We start from the raw sequence: 22,815 nt of genomic DNA on the forward strand, positions 1-22,815 counted from the left end.
AAACCACGAGCAAAGCGCACCAAACCTATCTGACCCGCGGCCTTCGGCGGATGCTTACCCTGGATGAACCAGGTCGAGCGCTGGTTCGGCCTGATCACGCAGCGCCAGATCCGGCGTGGCTCATTCGTCAGCGCCAAAGATCTCGTGGCCAAGATCGAAGCGTTCGTCGCTACCTACAACGTTCAGGCAAAGCCGTTTCAATGGACCGCCACCAGCGACGCGATCCTCGCCAAACTAGAACGGCTGAGTAAAGCTATTTGCGGGACATGACACTAGGTTGTTATGAGCCTGGCGAAAGTCGCGTTGAAGACGACGAGTCTGCCCCAGGCATGAACCGACTGTAGATCGATATGTGCGGTCCGTACCCTTTGGCGCATTGCGCAAGCGCAACCGTTTGCAGATGACGAAGATGGTGCCGCTGATAATCCGCCGAACCCCAGGATCCCCTTCATAAGCGGCAACACGGTGAAAGCCAAACCAAAACCTCTTACGGCATCTCATGCGCCTTGCGTGAATCCAGGGCTGTCGCAAGCACAAGCGGCCTAATACGTCCAGCGGGCGCACATTAACTGACCTGGCACCGCCAACGACAAATACCAATCTACAACTGGCTAGATAGTTTTTGGAAATTGTAACATTTTCTGTAGCACTTGCATTGTTGCAGGCCGCCAGCGAAGAATGCTGGTGTCGCTATGCTCGTTGCGGTCGTACAATGCAAACTCTTCACGACTCCGCAGTCGATCCAAGGCCTCAGGCGGCAGATCGGCTCGACCACGCAAACGTTTCTTTTCGAACTCTTCCCGTGATTTTGTGAAATAATGGTTAACTTGAGCGATTGAATGGTCCACGTGGGTTTGCCATGCATTGCATCCCTCGACGCGAGGTTTACAGTCTGGCGAAATAAATCGCGCTCCGGAACGCAACGAAGGACTATGTACACCCACTTCAATGATTTGATCCAAACGTGCGATCGTCTTTATATGTTGATTTATCTCAAAGTTATTCGAAGCAGCGCGTTGGAAACGGTCGATTACAAATCCGGTAGATGCGGATGAATGCAATGACGAACCGAACATCCGCCAATTTATTCCGATAGCGTCTATACCTCGATAATCGGCCAGAAAAGACTTTAAAGACTCGTGCTTTTTGAGATTCAAAAATTCATCAAGATCGAGAAAGGCGATCCAGTCACGGGAGCCACGACGCGATTTCACAAAATGATTATAGGCAGCCGCCTGAGGCGACTGACAAGCACTGGTCGGCCACGGCACAACCTTTACTGGCCAACATCCAGACTGGAAAGCATTAGCAAGACAGTCCATACTTTCATTATCATAAATCACGATTTCGTCAAAACCAATCGCAATATGAAAGGCTGCCCATTCATGAACATACTCAGCCTCGTTTTTGGCAATTGCACAAAGCACGCAGCGAACTGTATCGGTTCGCAAGTGCAAATGATGCTTTATCTTCTCAAGCGCCTTAAAGAAGGGAATAGAGCTCAAGACCGGTCTCATCTATGCAAGCTTCGACATCCAAGATCTCACAGGCACGCATGGTCGTTGAACGGACCCTAGAGGGATGCGAATTCTCAATATCTATGGTCACTTAAGAGATGTAAGTCAATTTATAACGTAGGCCTAGCAGGCAACGCCCACAGCCCCATGATTCTTAGAAACATAACGCCGCGAAATTAACGGCGAAACTGAAGAATCTTAGGGTCGATACAGCCGCTGGTTCTCCACTCCTTAAGCAGCTTGGGTCAGCGCGCTTGTGAAGAATCGCGGCGTTTTGTGTTGCGATGGTCTCTCGCTCGGTTTGCTTTAATGGATAATGAAGGGGCTGGCCCGTCATACCGTCTTGATATGAGCCGCACCCGACAATCGACAGTGGGTCGTCCGGTGCGGCCGGCTCGGTGTTGTCAGAACTTCCTATTCGCCAGGACAGCGAAAACGAACAGCAGATGATTGACGCCACGTGCCACGCCGATCGTCCCGTCGCCGTGACGCAAGCTGCCGACAAAAGCTACGATGCGGCCGACTTCGTGAGCTGAAGGCATGAACGTGCGGCCGCGCGTGGCGCAGAACACGACGCGGCGTTCGGCGGTAGACAGGCGCTCCACGCGCCATCCCGGCTACGCGGCGACCCAGCGTGTCCGCAAGCGGATCGAGGGGGCCTTCGGCTGGATGAAGACCATCGGCGGTATGCGGCGGCCGATGCTACGCGGCACCGACCGTGTCGGCTGGGCTTTCACCTTCGCAGCCGCCGCCTATAACCTCATCTGCCCGCCGAATTTGCTGATGGATGAGATGGTCTGAGTGTGGTGCAAGCATGCCTACCAAGACCGTAACGGGCAACGCAAGCATCGCGAGCTATCCGATCAGAAGTCCACAGCGTCGGCATGCAATCGTGTCGTACACGCCTCAATGCAGACCTTCTTCAACGCCAGCCATGCAACGCAAGACCTGTGCCACAAACTGCAGATCCTTACACCAGCTAACCAACTGACACAAGAGCGACGTCAGAATTTGATGATTACTCATATTATGGATATACATCTAGTATTATGATTGGATCGTATTACATACCTGTCATAATCATGGTATGAATCGCTCGATGATAGCAACGCACGTCCATCGTATGTGCCAAGATCTGAAAGTGATCTTATGGATCAGCATATAGAGCGGGACAAGAATTTATTTGTGGAATTTGTATTCCATACAACGGTTTGTCCATGCGAGCTCGCGCCGACCTCTGACGTGCGGAATTTGGCAATCGGCTTTAAGTCTATAGATATGATTGACACGGAAGACGGAAGAATTATCCGTGAGTTCGACTTTCGTGACTTTTCTACCTCGCGACCTGAATTTATCTACGGTATGTGTTATCCAGAAAGCTGGGGAACGTGGAGTTCTGGCAGAAGGTCGGCTCTTTATCTTACAGTGCCCGAATCAGAAGACAATATTACGCTTAGGGTCCATCATCATACCATCGGCGACCTAGAGATTGAAGCTGATGCGTTTATAAACGGAGTTGCCACAGGGACCGTAACTTTTAACGGTCAGCTAGTCGATATTGCATTCTCCCTTAAGCCCTTAGACATGACTTCTGATCCGCAAGACTTTGGCGATCTTAAAGCCATTGATCCGCGTGAAGCAAAATATGCTGATGTGTCTGTGGTAATTACAAATTTGAATCGCCCAGACCTTGTCTTCTTGTGCGTAAAGTCTCTTCTTAGGTCTTACACAAGTTATACCATTGAGATTTTAGTAATTGAGAACGGAAGTAGTTCCGATAGCGTTTCGATCTTAAAGTCGTACTCTTTGCCAATTAAAATAATAGAATTCAAGCACGCTATCTCTTTTGGATCCGCCAATAATATTGCCGTCGAATACACGTGTGGAAAGAGTATTTTATTTCTGAATAATGATGCTTTTATAAATGAGGATGTTATAGATTTGTTAATTGATAGGCTGCAGGACGGCGTCTCAGGCTCGGTCGGACCTTCTTTTAAATATCCGGACGGCCGCATGCAGGAACTTGGAGGGTCTATAAATGTTGATGGTTCTACTACCGCACGGGTAACAAATTGCTGCGGTATTTTATCAGATACACGTAATGTTGATTACGTGTCTGGAGCTTGTTTAGCCGTAGGAAGAAATGACTTTGTTTCGGTTGGAGGCTTTGATCCCGCATATAAGTTTGCATATTTTGAAGACGTTGACTTGGCAATGCGTCTCCGCGCATGCGGTAAGTCCATTAGGTTAGTTAAGGAAGCTGTCGTTTGGCATATTAAGAATTCAACGAGCCTAAACGTTGATCTGCGTGATGCGACCCTGCTTGCAATAAAAATTAACCAGGAAACATTTCGCTCCCGCTGGAGAGACTGGCTCATATCTCGCCACCCAAAAGATTTACTAAAAATCCAGTACTTGGAAGAGGATTTTATTAATAACCGCCGACTTTCTTTGCTCAATTCAACTTGCAGTTGCGTTTCACATTTAGGTCCAGTAACATTCGATGTTGGACAGTATTCTTTCCTATCAATAGTGGCAAGCCTCAGCTTAGACTCACCTACAATCATTTCAACAAGCCATCATTTTTCTTTGATAAGCTTGCATAACTTCTTTGAACAGAATTCCATCCAATTTGGATCTGAGATATTACGAGAAGTGCCAAGTCGTGATAGCGATATAGACGTTCATGTGGTAAGTAGTCGATTGTTTCCTTCGGTTGCCCCGCCGCAGGGTCGTGTTCGAATATTACATTGCTCTACTCCGATTTTGGTATCTGGCGATCGTGAAGAGCTTCAGCGACGGATCGGAGGATTATTAAACTTTGATGCAATTGTGGTTGATACCGAGTCAAGCCGGCTATCGTGCTTGAATATTCTGAAAGGACTAGACGCTCCATGTCCGCCGATCCATGTGATATCGCCTCCTAGTCTTGCACCGCCAATCGTAGAACGAGAGAATTTGATAGTTTGCATTGGAACGTTCTTTGATAATGTTACTTTGAAAGAATTCTACTGCCTTATGTCTTCTTTGCGAAAGGTCAAATCACGGATCAAGCAAGACAACTGGAATATTATCTTTACCGGAGATTTAGATGCGTCAGTGTATGAGCAATTTAGTTTGCTGGAAAGTTCAGCATCTTATCAGAACATTGACATTCTTATAAACTTGGGGTCTAGTCATACTGCGGCCTTACTGGCGCGCGCCAAAATTTGCATTGTAGTCTCCGCACTCGACATAAAGAATTCAGATGAACACCAGCGTCCGGCCGATGGTTTAGGTATGAGCTTGGCACTTGTTTCGGGCTGCACCATCATTATGGCTCATGAGATTGCTATAACTGAAAAGATAGACCCAAGCCTTTCAACGTTCTTTTTTAATCACTTGAACGATCTAAGCTTTATGATCGGCGAAGCGATGAAGTATCATTCGACCAATAAATGTAACTTCTCCCCATCTCCGGGTCTGGCTCATAGGGATTATCACATTAAGTGGGCTCAGGTAATAGAGGATGTTAAGACTGAGAACGAAAAGTCAAAATCTAATTTTGTTCCGGCGCTCGTTGTTATAGGCATGCATAGATCAGGCACATCCGCGATGGCGCGCGTCCTATCATTAGCTGGAGCCGAGCTTCCTAACGATTTGATGCCACCAAAGGCTGATAATCCAAGCGGTTTTTGGGAGCCGCTAGATATCTCAGAATTTAATGAGCGGCTACTCGGAAGATATGGCTCAAAATGGCATGATGTTCTTAGTCACAGGCTTCGTGAAACGGGACTTATCCCGGAAAACCTTCGTCAAGAGGCCAGCCTTTATATACGCTCAAATTATTCCGGGACGCGCTCTATCGTGTTAAAAGATCCAAGGATATCTCGATTTGTAATGGATTGGGACCTATTGCTGCGATCCGAAAACTACAATCCAACGTATATCATAATGGTCAGGAGTCCGATTGAAGTCGCGGAGTCGCTAAAAAAGCGAAACAATCTATCGATATCGCATGGTATTTTGTTGTGGGCAAATTATATGACGCAAGCACTTAAATCCACCAAGAGCCTTGAACGAGCGCTTGTTAGTTATACGCGTCTTGTTGAAGATCCTACTGGCACATTGGGCGAGCTTGTTAAGCAGACAAAATTGCGGCTGCCGCGCTATGTTGCGGTAAGCAGCGACATAACTTCGTTTATCAGTCCGATGCAGCGGCACCACTGGGAGTCGAACACACCTCTGCCTCAGGAATTATATCCCGTCCAAAAGTTATATGATGCGATATTAGATATCGAGAATGACACGACCCAGCTAGATCAAGTGGCGACCGAAGTTGAGTCTTGGCTCGATAGTCTTGAAATGCCGACCAAATACAATGCCATTGTTCCCGGCCAGTCAGGTACTGTCATAACTCAAAAAAACATTTAACAGACTTAGCAATCACTAGGATTCAAAGGCTTCAGCATTACTACAATATTTCTTTACGTGTACACGAAGACGATTTGCGGTCCGATTTCTCATATCAGCTGTTTTCCTTGATTTTCGGCTTTACAAGCGGAGGCGTGAAAAGATCAATCGTCTGGTTGTAGGCGCCGACCGCCGCGTTCTCGCGCAGGATGCCGTCGACGGCCTTGAACATGTCGTGCATCCGCTGTTCCGAGACCGGGCTTTCCACCACGACCACCAGTTCCGGCTTGTTGGACGAGGCGCGTACCAGGCCCCAGGTCCCGTCAGCGGTGGTGACGCGGACGCCGTTGACCGTGACCACGTCGCGAATCGGCTGGCCGGCGATCGGCTCACCCTTGGCCTGCATGGCCTTGATCCGGGCGGTGACCGTCTCGGCGACACCATATTTGAGCTCGTCGTCGCAATGCGGCGACATGGTCGGGGATCCCCAGGTCTTGGGCAGGTCCGCGTAGAGGTCGGCCATCGACTTGTCGGGGTTGCGATCGAGCATGTCGAGGACGTGGATGGCGGTGACCAGGCCGTCATCATAGCCGCGGCCGACCGGCGTGTTGAAGAAGAAGTGCCCGGATTTCTCGAAGCCGGCGAGCGCCTTCAGGTCGGTGACGCGGCGCTTGATGTGGGAATGCCCGGTCTTCCAGTAGTCCGCCTTGACCCCTTGAGCGATCAGCACGGGATCGGTAGCGAACAGGCCGGTCGACTTGACGTCGACGACGAAGGTGGCGTTCGGATGCAGCTTGGAGAGATCGCGGGCCAGCATCACGCCGATCTTGTCGGCAAAGATTTCTTCACCGTAATTGTCGACGACGCCGCAGCGGTCGCCGTCGCCGTCGAAGCCGAGCGCCACATCGGCGCCGCTTGCCTTCACCGCATCGGCCATCGCATGCAGCATCTGCATGTCTTCGGGGTTTGGATTGTAGCGCGGGAAGGTGAAATCCAGCTCGGTATCCAACGGCACCACTTCGCAGCCAAGCGCTTCCAGCATCTGCGGCGCGAAAGCGCCCGCCGTGCCGTTGCCGCAGGCCGCCACCACTTTGAGCTTGCGCTTCAGCTTCGGCCGGGTGTTGAGATCGTCGAGGTAGATTTTCGGAAAATCGTTGACGAAGACATAGCCGCCGCCGTCGCGATATTTGTAGGTGCCGGCGAGGACGATGTCGCGCAGCCGGCCCATCTCGTCCGGCCCGAAGGTGACGGGGCGCTCGACGCCCATCTTCACGCCGGTCCAGCCATTGTCGTTGTGCGAGGCCGTGACCATCGCCACCGCCGGCACATCGAGCGCGAACTGAGCGAAATATGCCATCGGCGACAGGGCCAGGCCGATGTCGTGGACCTTGATGCCGGCCCCCATCAGCCCGACGATCAGCGCGTTCTTGATCGAGGCGGAATACGAGCGGAAATCATGGCCGGTAACGAGCTCCGGCTTGATACCCATCTCATGGATCAGGGTGCCGAGCCCGAGGCCAAGGGCCTGAACGCCCATCAGGTTGATCTCTTTTTCGAACAGCCAGCGCGCGTCGTATTCGCGGAACCCGGTCGCCTTGACCATCGGGGACGACTCGTAGGCGTAGGTGTTCGGGATCAGAAGCGGCACGGGCTTGGGGAACATCCGGATATCCTAATGGAAGCGTCGCGACGGTAGGGGCTTCCTTGGAAAGGAACAAGCGTCTTTGACGCCTCAATTCTATGACGCGCCATATCAAGCTCCCAGCAAAGGCCAAGCTTTGTAATCCGCTTCGTAATAACAGGGTGTTTGGCCCCGGGCTTTGATGGTGCAATCTTTTCCTTAAATGGAAGGATGCGCTATGGGCCATATTCTCTACGGAAGCGCCACGACGACTTAGGCTGTCCATCGAGCGATACAGCGTAGTCAAGAGAGCTGCGGACGCTCGCCAAGCGCTAAAGTATCAATCAGAAGACGGTCGCCAAATGGAAGGCCTGAACCTCAGTTACCGACGTGCCGACCGGCCCGAAAGAGCCGAAGTCCACCGTGCTTTCAGTGGAGGACGAAGCCATCGTCGTTGCCTTCCGACGGCATATGATGCTCCCGCTCGACGATTGCCTCTACGCCTTGCAGGCGACGATCCCGCATCTGACCCACTCGTAGTTGCATCGCTGCTTGCAACGTCATGGCGTCTCGCGGCTGCCGGAGGTCGCTGGCGACAAGCCTGTACGGAAGAAGTTCAAAGCCTATCCGATCGGCTACATCCACATCGACATCGCCGAAGTCCAGACTACCGAGGGCAAGCTTTACCTCTACGTCGCCATCGATCGCACCAGCAAATTTACCGTCGTCCAACTGGTCAAGAAGACAGGGCGAACGTCAGCTTCGGCCTTTCTGATGCATGTGATCGAGACCACCCCCTACGCCATCCACACCGTACTCACCGACAACGGGATTCAATTTACGTTTCCGCCTAGGTATGCGGACGGGCCGACAGCAACTTACATGACCCACATGTTCGATATGCGGTGCCGCGAAAACGGCATCGAAAGCGATCGAGCGATCGCCCCCTTTTACCGCGCCATGGCGCTTTGGGCGTCGATGATCGCCGTTGTCGGGATTGCTTCGCGGCCTGCGCGTTCGCGGCTCTTAATGTGGAGCGTTTTATGGATACGCTCGATCGTGCCATCCCAATCCCAGAGATCGAGATAATCCCAAACCGTGCGGCGCGGCCGCAGATCAGTGGGGATCACGTTCCACTGGCAGCCGGTCGAGAGCACGTAGAAGAATGCGTTGAGGATCTCGCGCGCATTAACCGAACGGGGCGGTCCGCCACGCTTGGCGGGCCGGATAAAAGGCGGCACCAGCGCCCATTCCTCTTCAGTTAAATCACTCGGTAGCGAAGACCGCGACGATCCAAACTGCGACGATGCTCAGGCTTCCGCCTAACGGAGGTCCTCCGACTCGAAGACCCTATTGAATCACAACCGGATCGTTTGTCTCAACTTGTTGCGGATGGGCTCTTATACTATTCCCGCTAGAAGCTTATCCCATTGATCACCTATTTGCCGATCATCGAACAACATCTTTCCGCGATGAAAAGCTTTTGCACTTAGACTCCTCGCCGCCTCGGTATTTTCGGACAGGTAGCGCAAGGCTTCACCTGCCTCCTCCGAGCTCTCTACAAATATCGCTGATTGTGACAAGATATCTTGGATCTCAGAAAATGGTTCCGCAGAAGTAGGCCTGACCGCGACGATAGGAGCTCCCGCAAGCATAGCCTCCATTATATTCAGAGTGTATGGAATATAGCCGCCTGTACAATAAAAGTAAGTCCGGCATGAGCGAAGCTCCTTTTGCTGTTGCTCAGCCGATATGAGACCAATCCACTTATGACATGTTTCATTTCCTCGCCCAGCCAGTCGTGTTGGCCTGTCCCTGGTCGCGGCGACGAAAAACTGGTAGTCCGCCTCGTACCTTTGACGGAAATCATTTGAGAATGTCAGGACGTAATCGGCATCACCCAGCCAGGAATTCCCGGTAACTTCTTTCGGAAATCGAATGATGGCATCATGTCCAGCATAGTTTGCAGCGCGCGCTTCAGCTGGAGAATATCTGACGATATACGTACCCGACGACTTTAGTTTTGCGACGAGTGGCTCATAGGCCTCTATGCTTTGTCCTATGGTTCTAAGAACGCAGGGCAAACTGTGTAAGGCATCTTCGTTTTCCGTCAGAAAGTTAAAGTCAAACATTGAAATACAGACGTCGAAGTTCGAAGCAAATTCCCGATCAATATACCGAATGTCTCGGCTTGACGGACTAGCCTTATATTTCTCCAAAAGAGCGTAGAATTCCCAGCCGAAGTCGATTTCCGGCCTAAAGGCCTCGCTTGGTCTTCCGTAGGTATAGGCGCCGAGGGGGAACACAGTATGCCCCAGCTTCTGAAGCATTCGGATCTCATCATACTCTAATATTTGATGGCAGGAGCGGTACAGTATTTTCATCTAAAGAGAACCTTATTCTTTTGCATTTACAACCCAACGTGCCTCGTTTCATCACGCCAGAATTTGGACGATACTGTATCCCGGCTACGACAAAAACACGCTGATAGGGATTTCGATCGATCCTCCGCTTAAGTCGAAACCTTAGACAACAAAGTCAGAGAAATTGTGTAGGGCGACACAAATACTATCTATCTCTCTCCCCCAATAACTAAGCGGTGTCTGCTTTCTTTAAATCGCCTTCCTGAGGCAGTTACGCCTTCCAGACTAAGCCTGTATGTTCCCTGCGTTATACCACTCGGGATCTCTACCTCAAACCCACAATCTTTAAGGCTGGGACTGCCGAAAGCTAGGGCTACGTCCGCTCGTTCGACTTGTCTTGTCAGTGCATGAAACATGCCCGCTCGCCCAACAAGACTGAACTTCACTTGACTAAATGGCTCTGCTCCTCCTGGGGGCAAGGCCCAACCTCTTATTAAGCAGGACCGGAATTCGATGTTTCTAATCGAGACCTCCAGTTGATTTCCGATGTCACTACCATCAATTGTGTCGAGCTGAATCCTGCACCTCGATGACTTGGTTACGGCCCGAACGATCGATTTTGTCAAAATTCCAATCCTTCGACCGCGTCCTCTGGGCGCCTCGGGTTCTAGGATTGACCTGGAAAGTTTCGGATCAGCGTCTGCCGAGGGGAGGCCATCGACTTGCGCTATGATAATTCGCTTCAAATTTACTCCCAACATTCGTTGGTCGGATCCTCCATTTTGCGAAGGAGAATCGATATCTGGATTCTTGATAAAGAGTTCGAGCTGAGTGTCGTCATAAAAGTCCTGAGAAAAAATAGAACCTGATATCCGAAGCATATTAGAACTGTCACTCGCTACCTCACCAATTAAGCGACTACGAGAGAATACTGACACAGTCCTAGCCCGAGAATCAGGATTATACAACCAAAGATCGATTGCAACACTATAAGGTTCTTTCGGAACCAGAAGCTCATTAAAGCGCAGTATACTTATTTGCTCTGATGACCACAAATCGGCGGTGTCTGCTTGGTAGGTATTCCAGCCCACTACCGCTAATTCGGCGAGCGCTTTCCCATCGATCGTTAGGAAGGGCTCGGGCCCGATCGAGCGCGACAACGGCATCGCTTCGATCAGCGACGAGAGAAAGTTTGGTAAATGTAGCAAGCATTGAGGCCACGTAAGTCCCTCAATTCCACATAGATGCTCTCGCTGATAGGTTGTGGCCTGGCCTACCTTATCGAGTAGCGTCACCAAGCTCTGACAAAAGGGCGTCGCCTCGTCGCTAATAAAGACGTTGGGATACGATTTGAATTTTTCAAATCCGCGAAACGCAGCGGGGGTCGCGATGATCGGTTTACGGCTGTATAATGCCTCAGCAGTCTTTAAGTTTGTCCCGCCGCCTTCAGTGATAGGCAGAATAAAGCCTTTAGTATGACTTATTAAGTTTGTTAAACTATCTTCTGATTGTGTCCCTAGCAATTCGATGCGTGTTTCCGCGAGGCCCGGCTGCGCATTAAACATACTCGTAGACGGTAGAAGATTACACACTCCACCTACCACAGCAATACGCTGGTTAGGCGGCATCATCTTTACGAGCGGCCTTAACATTGTGTCAAAGCCCGAGGCGTTAGGCGGATGCGCAGAACCGACAAACAGCGCATAATCCATAAATCTAAGCCGTCTGTCTAACACTTTGTCATTATTGCCCTGCGCGACTCTCGGCCATACGCCGTTTGGCGCTATCAGAAGCGGGAGATGACCCATTTGCATCGAAGACGAGTCGGCTTCGCATACACAAATGAGGCCAGAGCTGTGCTGAACGAGGTCTGACTCTATATGCTCGGCTTTCTTAAGCAGTCGTGCATTACCAACGGTATTTCCGCTCTTCAGTAATTGCTTAAGCAGGGGCAACTCATGATTATGAGATGAATAGACGACCGGACTTAAATTGTTCGTCTCCTTCAATACACATTTGAGTACCGGCCACAGCCAAGGCTGCTCTACAAGAAAAACACCAGGATTAAAAGACCGAATTAAATGCGATATCCTGGCAATCATCTCTTCCGATTCTAGTATATGGTCACTTGCATCAACGTCTGCCCTGCCTCCGGTACGCTCGAACTTGTCAGCGACATCAGAGCCGTAGGCAAAGTTCCAAGGTCCAATAGCCGCCTCAGGATAATCATTTTTATTGAAGACGCACAAATGCTCAGTTTTCCACCCCATCGTGCGCAAGGTTGCGTTTATTGCTGCAGAGCGGATCTGTCCGCCATGACGAGGAGTGTCTATTGGATATGTTGCAACAGTCAAAGCCTTAAGCACGTTTTAGCCCTACCTCTGAATTTTCGAACTTTTCGAAAACATCCCGCACAAATTCATTGATGCACTCCTCCCAATTCTTAACCCGTCTTTTAAGCAAAATCTCTGCTTCCCGAGACTTAAGCTTGTCCGGATGCAAGATATAGTACGAGCAGACGTCAACCCATTTTTCGAAGTCTCGCGGATTAATAAGTTCGACCAACCCCTGCCCAGCTTCTGACATCGACGACGTATCGGATGCTATACAGAACTTGCCATAACGCAGACTTTCCGAAATCGGCAATCCCCATCCCTCATACAAGGATGGATATACAGTAAACAATGAGTTCCTGTAGACTCTATCTAATTGCTCATCGCTTAAATGGGCGGCAAAACGGACCTTGCCTCGGTGAGCCAACTCACTGTTGTTGATATAATACGCAAGATTATCCGTATTCCACCCTTGACTTCCCACAAAGACCAAAGCGGGGAGCTTCGGACCAATAACGCCATATAGTCTTTGCCAAACATTAAAAATAAACTGATGATTTTTTCGAGGCTCCATACTGCTGACGAACAATACGTGCTTCTCGACCTCGTCACATTTGGACGATAGGCTATCTCCGCCATGGAAAAGCTCGGCCCCCATACTAATCCGCCTAAGTTGAGGCTGAGGCGCTTCAACTTTTGACAAATACGCCTTTAAATCATTTAGAGTTGAATCTGAAATACAATATATAGCGTCAGCAGACCAAGCGGCATCAATAATGAACCTCGGAAAATTCGTCAACATTCCAGGCACGCAGAGTTCCGGCATCAATGTTGGTATAACATCGTAGACAATTTGGACATAATGAAAGCTTATTTTCTTCTTCTCCTGATAGACTGCAGAAACAACATTATTGTCCCACGGTAGTCCACAATTTATAAATATGTCTTTGGTCGAAAACTCGAACCGAGGCCCAAACTCAAGCTGCCGCCCGTTCGCCCGCAAGAATTCGAGCCGATTCCTTACTTGCTCATGACCAACCGCAGAAAAATGGGCTCTTGCCCAATTGGTCGCCACAGTGCGAAAACAATTATTGTCGCTGTCATAACAGACGAATACAGCTTCAGGATCGCGGCACAAATACTTTGCCACCTCCCGTTCGACTCTTACGATGCCTACGGCAGGGCGCCCGATATAGGCTCTACTTACGCTTACATCTAGAACGAGTCTTTTACGTTGCATACGTTCCCCATCATTTCATGCACCCGCTTAAGCCTATAAAGCCTAATAGTCCCGACCCAACATAAGCTTTCAACTTTTATACACCGTAATTCGAGTGATAAGCCAAGTTTCGCAATGCCGAAATTGGAACTTGGTGTCTTGTGCACGGGCTTGTCCAAGAGAGGACGGATTCACGTTGCTACAAGAGTCGTCGCCTCGGAATTGCGGAAGCTGAAGGTGGCAAAGGACGGCTAGCATCAAAAGCGCTCTTTCGTCAAATACCTTCTGACTTTCTGAGGGTGCTGACTCCCGTTCGGGCATAGTTCGTAACAGCGACCGACATTTTTCTGGTTGCAGATTTGATGATCGTTTGATAGGGGTTTCGCAGTCGGATGCGTTGATGGCCCTTACCGTTGAGATTGGAGTTTTAGCCCCTTTTCTACACCCGAAAGTTTGGAGGCAGCTCCGTATTTAGCAATCCGTGGCGAAATAGGCCCGCGGGTAGGGTTGTCCAGTGATTAGTTGGCCGATCTTTGAGACCTTTGCAGCGTGCCTTGCCGAGATCCTTCAAGCCGTCGCGTCGAGCTCTAGAGCTGAATGCGGTTCCTGATCATCCTACGCAAGTCTTGTATTTTCCCGCGCGGGACGCCAGCGTGGCCCGTTTTGAATTGACCAAAATGATCTCACTGATGATCGTCGATTCGTGGGATTTCATGTGAACCTCTTAACGAGCGTTCTGACTTTGGCTTTGACGTCCTTGATGCATCGCATCCCGCGTTTTCACACATCTCATGGTTGCACGCAAAATCAGATCGACATCATTCGTTATGCCGTAAATTCTACGAACTTGGATTGGCTCGATTGAGAGTTTATATATTCGGATTCTTCGGTCGCGGCTTGCGGCGTTTGAGCAATTGTTGAGAGAACCTTAGTTTAACAACTGAGCAGGCCTCGTATCAGCGCCAGCTGACGTTAGCGGAGACGCGCTAAATCTCGTAAATAAGGAATCTTTTATGAACGAGCGGGACGATAATATACTTTCGATTGGTGCTGTTAGAATTCAGCTCCGTGTTTTTTTTGCGCTGATGATGCACGATATCAAAAGTCGTTTTTTCGGCAGCGGAATAGGGTATATCATTACGATTGTCTGGCCGTTAACGCACATAGTAATCATTCTTGCCTTAAACGCTGGAAAAATGGTGCCGTATGGCTCCAGCATGGTGTTGTATGCTGCGACTGCCTGCATTCCTTATATCGCCTGCAACTACATTGGCAGGTTTATGATGCTCGGGGTACTTACAAATAGAAGTTTTCTCCAATACCCGATCATAAAGCCGTTAGATATGATCTTAGCAAGAGCCTTTCTTGAAATAGTAAATAATTCAATAGTTGTTGCGACGCTTATGATAGCGATGTCTATTTCTGGTATTGATGTTACTCCAATCGATCCGCTCCAGGCTGCTTTTGCTTGGATCGCTTCAATGGGATTAGGTATTTCTGTTGGCTTACTTGGTGGAGTTATCTGCCTGGCTTTTCCTTTATTCAATCTTATATTTGTATTGTTTATCATTATTGCATGGATAACTTGTGGAATGAGCATAAATCCCGAGCTGTTGCCAGAGAGTTATGGCTATTACTTTAGCTTTAATCCGGTCTTACATTGTGTTGAATGGATGCGACAGGCATACTTTCTAGGATCTCCCGCTCGGTTATTGAATAAGGCTTATGTTCTCGAAGTCTCCGCCACCTGTCTCACCGCAGGGTTCCTCCTAGAAAGATTTTTTCGATCTTTTTTATTGACGCCTCGTTGATAGGAGGCGGAATATGAATCTTTTTGCGTCGGCCCTAGACGATCGCTGATCATGCTTTCAGTGAAAGCCCATATAAGAGGTCGCAGTGGCGTGGCAAATGCTCGACGTCCTGCCCTCCGTGAGAGCGCTATATAGACTGAGAAGTCGGATTACATTTCATTGAATTGTATCCCTGCATCATGTTCCGGTCCGCGAGGCTGATCGAAGGCGAACTGCCGACTGAGGCGACCGTCGCCCAGGTTCTTGTCTCCATGTTCGCCGGCCACCTGCCGCTGTATCGCCAAGCACAGATCTACGCCCGGCAAGGCGTCAGGCTGGATCACTCGACGCTCGCCGATTGGGTGGGACGTGCCGACTTCCATCACGCCCAATCGACGAGCCTTTGCTCGCGATGCTAAGGGCATCCCCGACGCTCTTCGCCGATGAGACCACAGCGCGCGTTCTCGATCCTAGTCGAGGCCGGACAAAGACAGGACAGTTCTGTGCCTACACTTGGAATGACCGGCCTAGGGCGGCGATCCGCCGGTGGTCATCTACGTCTATGCGCCCAATCGCAATGCCGAGCGGCCCATTTCTCATCTTGCCGGTTTCCGCGGAGTTCTGCAGGTGGACGGCTATGCCGGCTATCGCAAGCTGGCCGAAGGCAATGCCGTGACACTCTCCTTTTGTTGGGCGCACGTACGCCGCCGCTTCTACGTTGCTGCTGCCGGCTCGGCATTATCGCATCCGAGGCGCTCATGCGCATCGCCGAACTTTATCGCATCGAAGCCGATATCCGCGGCCAGAGTGCCGACACCCGCAGTGCTGTGAGGGTGGCGAAGAGCAAGCCGGTTGTCGACGCCCTGGAGCCATGGCTGCGCGACAAGCTTCTCATGATCTGTCAGAAGACCAAGTTCGCCGAGGCGATCCGTTACGCCTTGTAGCGCTAGGAGCGCCTCTGTCACTTCCTGGATGACGGCCACGTTGAGATCGACTCCAATGTCGTCGAGCGTTCCGTCCGCCCTATCGCACTTACCCGAAAGAACGCACTCTTCGCCGGATCGGACGGAGGGGCAGAAACCTGGGCGATCGTCGCCTCGCTCATCGAACGCTGCAAACTAATCGACGTCGAGCCCTGCGCATATCTTGCCGACATCGTTACCAGGATCGTCAACGGGCATCGCAACAGCCAGCGCGACGAGCTGCTGCCACGGGACTACCGGTCAACGCCAGCCGCAATCGGCTTGGTCAACAAACATTGCTTAATACCAATCTGCGTTGATCAGCATTTGTGAGCCCAATCGCGCAACCCGATGGTCATGATTTCCCATGGTTGAGGCGGTGAGGTTGTTCCAGACGTCACAACAATGGCCGACGATGTCGTCGTAGGATGTGAAGACGCGGTTCGACAGCCAGTTGTCGCGTAGGTATTGCCAGACGTTTTTGACAGGGTTGAGTTCGGGGCTGCGCGGCGGCAGAGTCAGCGTGATGTTGTCGGGCACAGCAAGCTTGGTGGACGTGTGCCAGCCAGCCTGGTCGAGCATCAGGACGGCGTGGGCACCCGGATCACCGTGAGACTGATCTCCTTGAGATGCTCGGCCATGGCTTGTGTGGTGCACCAGGGCAGAACGAGACCGGCCCCCTTCCCTTGGCCGGACAGATCGTCCCGAAAATGTAGGCCGACTTGGTGCGTTGATCGCGTGGTGCGCGCAGCCGTGTACCGCGTTTCGCCCAGCGCCGGGTGATCGTGTGCTTCTGCCCAATCCGGGCTTCGTCCTGCCACCATAGCTCTATGGCGGTGTCGGGCGGAAGTTGGGCTTGGATCGCTGCCAGTTCGGCAGGGAGTTTTTTTTTAAATGTCTCCAGGGCCACCTCGTTCTGAGCGTGATGATGCGGCCAGGCGGTCAGCTTGCAATAACCCAGATTGCGCAGCTCGCGGCCGACTGTCGTCTCGTCCAGGCTGATGTCGAACTCCTCGAAGATCCACCACGCAAAGTTCCTCAGTCGCCATCGAACCACACCGTGGATGGCAGGATCGGCCCGCTTTCCACGATCTGTACCAGCCCCTGGCGCTGCGCGTCGTTCAGCTTCGGGGCATGGCCTGGAGCCTTGCCGTCGATCAGCCCCTCGGGACCGTCCTTATTGAAGGGAAGGACTGGCGCAGCGTATTTGTGCGTTACAGGCGCGCCGCCTATATGCGGCCATATACAGTAGTCAAGGCAACCATTACCACTTCCTCAAACTTGTTCATAAACCCTACATGTAATATTCAATGCGGCCTCAAGGACAACTTGCCGGCGTGCGCCCAGCCATGATTTTAGCAAATATTCCTACGAATTCGTCGTGATCAACCATAAAGTCTGATTGCATGCCGAGACTTGGCTCGACCGCCCGTCCGTGTAGGGAAAGGTATTTCCCATTTTTTTGTGAAACTATATCCCAAAAGAAGTCGTCCAACATATACTGGGTTGTCAGGGCCAAGAGCGTCAATCCATCCGGGCAAAAGACGATATTGGACAAACCGCCCCCTAAGTTTCCAATTACGATTTCGGCCTTGGAGAATATTTTTATCTGATCATAAAAGCAGAGAGATTCTGGCTTGATAACTATAAAGCCATAATTTTGCACCGTCTCAATAATCTCTGCTTCATTTGTTAGATTTCGTCGCCCTATACTTGCCCGAGTCACATATATTAATTTCGGTGCATCGCCGTATTTTGTTTCATCAAATTCTGTGAACTTACGAAGAAATGGCATACATATCGGTGCCTTGACCCACGGTTGTATGGTAATAGGTGAGGGATAGATTAGCTTTTTTGCTTGAACGATTTCAGATCCTAAAAACAAGATTTGCTCCTTTCTAACACCTAGGAGCGCTAGCCCATCTACGTATATTTGCTTCAAGGATTCGGAAGCGTCGCCATTCAGTATAAATTGAAGAGATGATATGTCATAGCCTTCAAGCAACTGCATGCGCGTCAAGCCTTCGATCAGCCAATGGCCGTAGTTCACATCCGCATTTTGTTTGAGAAGAACAAATTCTCCATTGAGCACTTGTTTCGCGGAGTTAAACTCTATACTGGCAATCAGCTCGTTATTCAAGTTGTATTGTATATCAAAACAGTCCCTCAAATTAGAGCTGCCCATCAAGTTTATAAGACAATCTGAAATGATAGCATTGCCGATGGTAATATAGCCCGGCCCACGGACAAATGCATCGTCGAACTCGGCAACAAACGCCGGCGGGGGGGCAATTTCGCCTCTCTGTTCTTCCCCGTCGATCGCGTCCAGCACCGACTGAGGAGCATTATATATTAAAGGCTCTATTCGCGAATAAGACCCTCCATTGTTGACCTCTGTAAACTTCGCAGACGTCGACCTGGCATCGACCAATGCCATTGTTAGGTAACCCGAGCGGGTAATCGCGCACAATTTGTCATAAAAAGTGACTGATTCAACAAACTTGCTGGGTATACAAACCAGCTGCTGACTATCAAATAAGTTATTGTTTTGGCCATGACTTAGATATCCCAATATTCTCACTACAAATCCCAAAAAACTCTCATGCCCGTCCGGAATATATTGTTGTGACAAAGGGGGGACATTGGTATGCATATCCTCGACAATATAAATTCCCCCCGAGACAAGCGACTGAAACAAGATCATAAATCCGATAATCTGGTCTTTAGGAATGTGAAGCCCGTCGTCTACAATCAAATCAGGAGAATACTTCGTTGCCATCTTAACTAGAAATTCGATTGACCCACAGTCACCATACTCGATTTTAATTTTACTATCCGTTTCAAGCGTCAAATCATCTTTCTGAGATTCAGAAACAAGATAAACTACGGTAATATTTTCAAACCACCTTCTCCACAATGTGGGCGTACGCAACCTATCGCAAATTTCCATTACAACTTGAGGCGGACGTTTTAATCCGCTTAATATTTTTGCGTACGCTCCACAGTATCCGTGGACTTGAGACGACTTGTCGGAACCTAACTCTCGCGCAATCGCATCAAAGCTATATGATCGACTATTTGGCACAGATATCTCCGCGAAACTCTTATGTGATACGCCGATTCTATACAAACAGCGCTAAGACGGTAACAACATTCCGTTGTCCGCTTTGTTTCGATCCATTGCATTTTCCGATGATGACAAAAAGGAACAACAAAAGGTTCATATGTTCAATCACGATATGCGCTCCTAAATTGAAAGAAAGGTGACCTATTCCATCCGAAGGTATTCCACCTTGAGGTAACTAGCTTTTCGTTTATTTAGCACACAGCAGACGTATCTGTCGCGACAACAAGGTTTCCTAATACTTAGTGGGCTTCCGAAAACGCAGACGCTGACGATCACGAGAATCAGCCTCGCTTCAAAAACATTGATTTTCCGGCAATTTTAATTGGCAGAAAAGTCAGTCGAACAACAACTAAGATCGGAAAGCTGCAGCCCATGTTTCTATTTTCTCAACAGGTACTAGAAACCAGTCCCAATAGGAGACATCGCAGGCGCGCTCCCATATCTGCAATTCGAGACAATAGCTACCAAACATATCACCGATCACATAACCCATATCTTGAGCAACCCTGAACAAAGACGAGGCGGTATTGTCATACGCAGAATAACTTGGCCTGCCGTATTCAACGGTAATGACAGGGCGGTTTGCTGCAATAATACGCTTAGCACCTTCCAGGCAGGCGATTTCAGCGCCCTCCACATCTATTTTAACAAAGTCCACCTTACCGATTTTATCAGAAAGGCTGTCTAATGTTGTTTTCTGCACCTGGATTATAGTAGGAACCGTTTGCAGCGGGTTGTTATAAGTCTTCTCGCGAAATCCGCTCTCCTCAGGAGCCCCATCAGCGAAGACGAAACTTGCCGTACCGTTCGTGTCAGAAACCGCAATGTTGTAAAGCATCACATTTTGTAAAATTTTGTGAACGTTAAGCCTTTCGAAAGCATAAGGAAGGGGTTCGAACGCGTGGACCTTACCGGAAGCGCCCACTAGCTCTGAGAATTTTCGGGTATGCCGCCCAATATGAGCGCCAATGTCTAAGACGCAATCTCCTTCCCTAAGCAATTTAGAGTAGTTTTGCTCCAAGATCTGTTCATAATCTGGCACGATTCCGAAACGAGTGTGCATCTTCGCCATCAACTGCGCGTTGTGTATAAACCTGGACATAGTCGACCTTTTAGAGACGGGGGTTCTTTGCTGCGTTACCAACCGTATTATAACCGGTGACGCTGCGCGGCAATGGGTGATATTCAATCGAATGACGCATTTCTGAAACGGGCAACACTTTAAGTGAGCGCGTCTACGAGGCGATCTATGCCCGCAGCTACAAACCAAGCATGCCGCGATGCGCAGCCCAGCTGACCCATCATTGGCGTTCCAGATTGCCCACTAAGCATTAAAGGTTGAGTCTTCGCAAGCTACTAGGCTAAGGACGAAGGTCCTCGGTCGTAAATTCCACAACCTCTTCGAGGCGCTCGTTATTCCGATAAACGTCAATGTGCGCACCGTCGCCATTCGGGATACCATCGCGGGGAAGTGCTGCTGCAGTGCCGCGATCGCTTTACCCTTTGCCAAGCTCGTCTGAGCCGGCGACTAATATGAAATGGTGATGCGAACAGTTAAAGGCGCTAGCCGATCGGTATTGTTAACGCTAGGTGGTCATGCTATCCAACGCTGGATCATCGTTAAGCAGCTCGTCACGTCTATAAAAGGTAATTACCCACGTCTTGCGGCGGATCGGTTCCGCTGATTCATTCGGTGCATGGGCCGATTCGATCTTGAGCGTTTGAGCAAGGAAGAGCTGATCGAGCTTGTGCTGCGGTTGCAGCGTCCATCCAAGACATCGCGCACCTCGTCGAAGCCGCCCGCGAGCGATCGCAAGGAGCGTCGCGACAAAGCCAAGCCCGGCGGTGCCAAGCCCGGTCACGAGGGCCATAGCCGCGTGATGAGCGAGGATTTCGACAGCGCCGTCGATCATCATTTCGATGAATGCCCCTGCTGCCGTACGGCCTTGCCCGCCGATCTGCCGAACGAGACCATCAGCGAACACGACACGATCGAACTTCCCGCCATCAAGCCTTTCGTCGAGCGCCACCGGCGCCTTGCCGTGCGATGCCCCTCCTGCGGGGTGCGGTCATCGCGGCGATGCCTAAGGCGGCGAAGGGAACGCCGTTCGGCCCCCGGCTTCATGCGGTGGCAACCTACCTGAAGACGTTCCAGGCTTTATCCTACGAGCGACTGCAAGGCGCCTTCGCCGACCTGTTCGGCTTGCGTATCAGCCAGGGCGGACTGATGAACATGCTGCGCTGCGCGCAAGGACGCTTCTTGGCCGAACGCGACCAAGCCATCGCCGCCTTGCGCCGAGCCAAGATCATCGCGTCCGACGAGACCGGCGTACGGATCGAGGGCAGTAACGCCTATCACTGGGTGTTCCGTTGCGCCGACGCGGTAGTCCATCAGGCCGCCCCGACGCGCGGCGCGGTGGTGGTGCGCACGATCATGGACGGGCATCGCCCCGACGTCTGGCTGTCGGATCGCTACGTCGCTCAACAAGGGCATGCGCAAGCGCACCAGACCTGCCTCGCTCATCTCGCACGTGATGTCGCCTATGCCATTGAGGCGAGCGAGGATTACCTACTTTCACGCCTCGAACTTTGGTTGGCCAAGGCCTTCGCCCTGGCGCGTGATATCGAGACCCTTGCCGCTTCGACCGTTGCCGCCAAGTGTCGTGCCCTGGAGCGAAGTCTCGAAGCCATCCTCACTGCGCCGACGTCGTGCGATCTGGCGCTACACATCCAAAATTAGTTCAGGCGAGCCCGCGATCAGCTTCTGACCTTCGCCCGATGGCCGGGCCTCGTCGATGCCACAAACAACGCCTGTGAGCGTGATCTCAGACCAGCCGTCGTGCAGCGGAAGGTGACCAACGGCTATCGCGCCCTGTGGTTCGCCGAGGGCGAAGCCGACGTCCGCACCGTTGTTGGCACGGCGCGCCTCAAGCCTGGGGTCAAAATCTTCGACACCATTCTTCAGACCGTCTGCGGCTGAAATCAGCTCGTCAGATGTAGGCCTGGGTAATTACTATAAAAAAGCCTATATACTTTGTATGTGCTCCTAGAATACTTCTGTTGGTAATGCGGATTATGTTTTGGACAATGAAAGGGAACATTATTTTTCTGCGGCAGAAGGCGCGCCATCGCGACTGTTGAAGCTGCGCTCGACGAATCATCGGAGGCGCAGGAAATTCGAAGCCGTTATCGATCAAAGCGGTGAATCTCGATAACTAACCCCTAAATGCCGTTTCGACCATCTGCGTGCGGTCGCCGGCGTTATTGCTTAACAATTACTTTCATCCAAGGCTTGCGCTTTGCAGATGCTAATTTAGACGCATGTTCTTGCCGCCGCATGGCGGGATGTCTACTGCTGCGTAAGTTGCTGGCTGCAAAAGCCATCCGTGTCGTGAGCATCCGGCGACGGCCGCCTTGCGGCTTGGGTAGCGGAGGGCTTTGCATCCGACCTTAAGGCGGTCCTTAAGGTGGGTTGTTGCATGCGGGTCGAA

Annotated in this window: 9 protein-coding genes and 7 pseudogenes; 7 read left to right on the plus strand and 9 right to left on the minus strand. The window is 50.8% G+C overall.

Annotation, left to right across the window (positions count from 1 at the left end):
• Positions 1-60 precede the first annotated feature (60 nt).
• A pseudogene (locus tag GSQ79_RS15880) lies at positions 61-270 on the plus strand (IS630 family transposase); the annotation flags it as partial.
• Positions 271-611: 341 nt separating this feature from the next.
• On the opposite strand, the gene GSQ79_RS15885 reads toward GSQ79_RS15880, so the two are convergent.
• Positions 612-1,505 (minus strand): glycosyltransferase family 2 protein, encoded by an 894-nt coding sequence (locus tag GSQ79_RS15885; RefSeq protein WP_158809671.1) that lies wholly within the window; start codon positions 1,503-1,505, stop codon positions 612-614.
• Between the two features lie 482 nt (positions 1,506-1,987).
• Between GSQ79_RS15885 and GSQ79_RS15890 the strand changes: the two are divergent.
• Positions 1,988-2,318: pseudogene (locus GSQ79_RS15890) on the plus strand (transposase); the annotation flags it as partial.
• Positions 2,319-2,666: 348 nt separating this feature from the next.
• Entirely contained in the window at positions 2,667-5,930 is a 3,264-nt protein-coding gene (locus GSQ79_RS15895) for a glycosyltransferase (RefSeq protein ID WP_158809673.1), read from the plus strand.
• Positions 5,931-6,024: 94 nt separating this feature from the next.
• On the opposite strand, the gene GSQ79_RS15900 is transcribed toward GSQ79_RS15895, so the two are convergent.
• The gene (locus tag GSQ79_RS15900) at positions 6,025-7,572 is read right to left on the minus strand and encodes a phosphomannomutase/phosphoglucomutase (protein ID WP_158809674.1); all 1,548 of its coding nucleotides are present in this window, start codon (positions 7,570-7,572) and stop codon (positions 6,025-6,027) included.
• A gap of 250 nt (positions 7,573-7,822) precedes the next feature.
• Here GSQ79_RS15900 and GSQ79_RS15905 point away from each other — a divergent pair.
• Positions 7,823-8,373, plus strand: a pseudogene (locus GSQ79_RS15905) (DDE-type integrase/transposase/recombinase); the annotation flags it as partial.
• A gap of 122 nt (positions 8,374-8,495) precedes the next feature.
• On the opposite strand, the pseudogene GSQ79_RS15910 reads toward GSQ79_RS15905, so the two are convergent.
• The 4 genes and pseudogenes from GSQ79_RS15910 to GSQ79_RS15925 form a co-directional block, all read right to left on the minus strand.
• Positions 8,496-8,827 (minus strand): annotated as a pseudogene (locus GSQ79_RS15910) (transposase); the annotation flags it as partial.
• A 103-nt stretch (positions 8,828-8,930) separates the two neighbouring features.
• Positions 8,931-9,914: a glycosyltransferase gene (locus GSQ79_RS15915; RefSeq protein WP_158809676.1), complete on the minus strand. Its 984-nt coding sequence runs from the start codon at positions 9,912-9,914 to the stop codon at positions 8,931-8,933.
• A gap of 188 nt (positions 9,915-10,102) precedes the next feature.
• The gene (locus GSQ79_RS15920) at positions 10,103-12,259 is read right to left on the minus strand and encodes a glycosyltransferase (RefSeq protein ID WP_158809677.1); all 2,157 of its coding nucleotides are present in this window, start codon (positions 12,257-12,259) and stop codon (positions 10,103-10,105) included.
• Positions 12,252-13,376: a glycosyltransferase gene (locus tag GSQ79_RS15925; protein ID WP_158809678.1), complete on the minus strand. Its 1,125-nt coding sequence runs from the start codon at positions 13,374-13,376 to the stop codon at positions 12,252-12,254. The genes GSQ79_RS15920 and GSQ79_RS15925 overlap by 8 nt, the downstream gene beginning before the upstream one ends.
• Before the next feature lie 1,082 nt (positions 13,377-14,458).
• Here GSQ79_RS15925 and GSQ79_RS15930 point away from each other — a divergent pair.
• Both GSQ79_RS15930 and GSQ79_RS15935 read left to right on the plus strand, forming a co-directional pair.
• Positions 14,459-15,256 carry an ABC transporter permease gene (locus tag GSQ79_RS15930; protein ID WP_158809679.1) on the plus strand — a complete coding sequence of 266 codons (798 nt, stop codon included), beginning with the start codon at positions 14,459-14,461 and terminating at the stop codon, positions 15,254-15,256.
• A 176-nt stretch (positions 15,257-15,432) separates the two neighbouring features.
• A pseudogene (locus tag GSQ79_RS15935) lies at positions 15,433-16,530 on the plus strand (IS66 family transposase); the annotation flags it as partial.
• Here GSQ79_RS15935 and GSQ79_RS29640 read toward each other — a convergent pair.
• From GSQ79_RS29640 to GSQ79_RS15955, 3 genes and pseudogenes are all read right to left on the minus strand, one after another.
• Positions 16,518-17,391, minus strand: a pseudogene (locus tag GSQ79_RS29640) (IS630 family transposase); the annotation flags it as partial. The pseudogenes GSQ79_RS15935 and GSQ79_RS29640 sit on opposite strands and share 13 nt — an antisense overlap.
• A gap of 124 nt (positions 17,392-17,515) precedes the next feature.
• A complete protein-coding gene (locus GSQ79_RS15950) occupies positions 17,516-19,129 on the minus strand; it encodes a DUF563 domain-containing protein (RefSeq protein ID WP_158809682.1) in 1,614 nt (537 codons plus the stop codon).
• A 544-nt stretch (positions 19,130-19,673) separates the two neighbouring features.
• Positions 19,674-20,396, minus strand: a complete 723-nt coding sequence (locus GSQ79_RS15955; RefSeq protein WP_158809683.1) for an FkbM family methyltransferase — start codon at positions 20,394-20,396, stop codon at positions 19,674-19,676.
• A 625-nt stretch (positions 20,397-21,021) separates the two neighbouring features.
• Between GSQ79_RS15955 and GSQ79_RS15960 the strand changes: the two are divergent.
• Positions 21,022-22,304, plus strand: a pseudogene (locus tag GSQ79_RS15960) (IS66 family transposase).
• Positions 22,305-22,815 lie beyond the last annotated feature (511 nt).

The organism is Beijerinckia sp. L45 (assembly GCF_009765775.1).
Taxonomy (GTDB): domain Bacteria; phylum Pseudomonadota; class Alphaproteobacteria; order Rhizobiales; family Beijerinckiaceae; genus RH-AL1.

Excerpts from the sequence above, each read along its gene's own strand:
- GSQ79_RS15895 (WP_158809673.1), top strand. The coding sequence starts at position 2,667 with ATGGATCAGCATATAGAGCGGGACAAGAATTTATTTGTGGAATTTGTA.
- GSQ79_RS15900 (WP_158809674.1), bottom strand. The coding sequence starts at position 7,572 with ATGTTCCCCAAGCCCGTGCCGCTTCTGATCCCGAACACCTACGCCTAC.
- GSQ79_RS15915 (WP_158809676.1), bottom strand. The coding sequence starts at position 9,914 with ATGAAAATACTGTACCGCTCCTGCCATCAAATATTAGAGTATGATGAG.
- GSQ79_RS15930 (WP_158809679.1), top strand. The coding sequence starts at position 14,459 with ATGAACGAGCGGGACGATAATATACTTTCGATTGGTGCTGTTAGAATT.
- GSQ79_RS15955 (WP_158809683.1), bottom strand. The coding sequence starts at position 20,396 with ATGGCGAAGATGCACACTCGTTTCGGAATCGTGCCAGATTATGAACAG.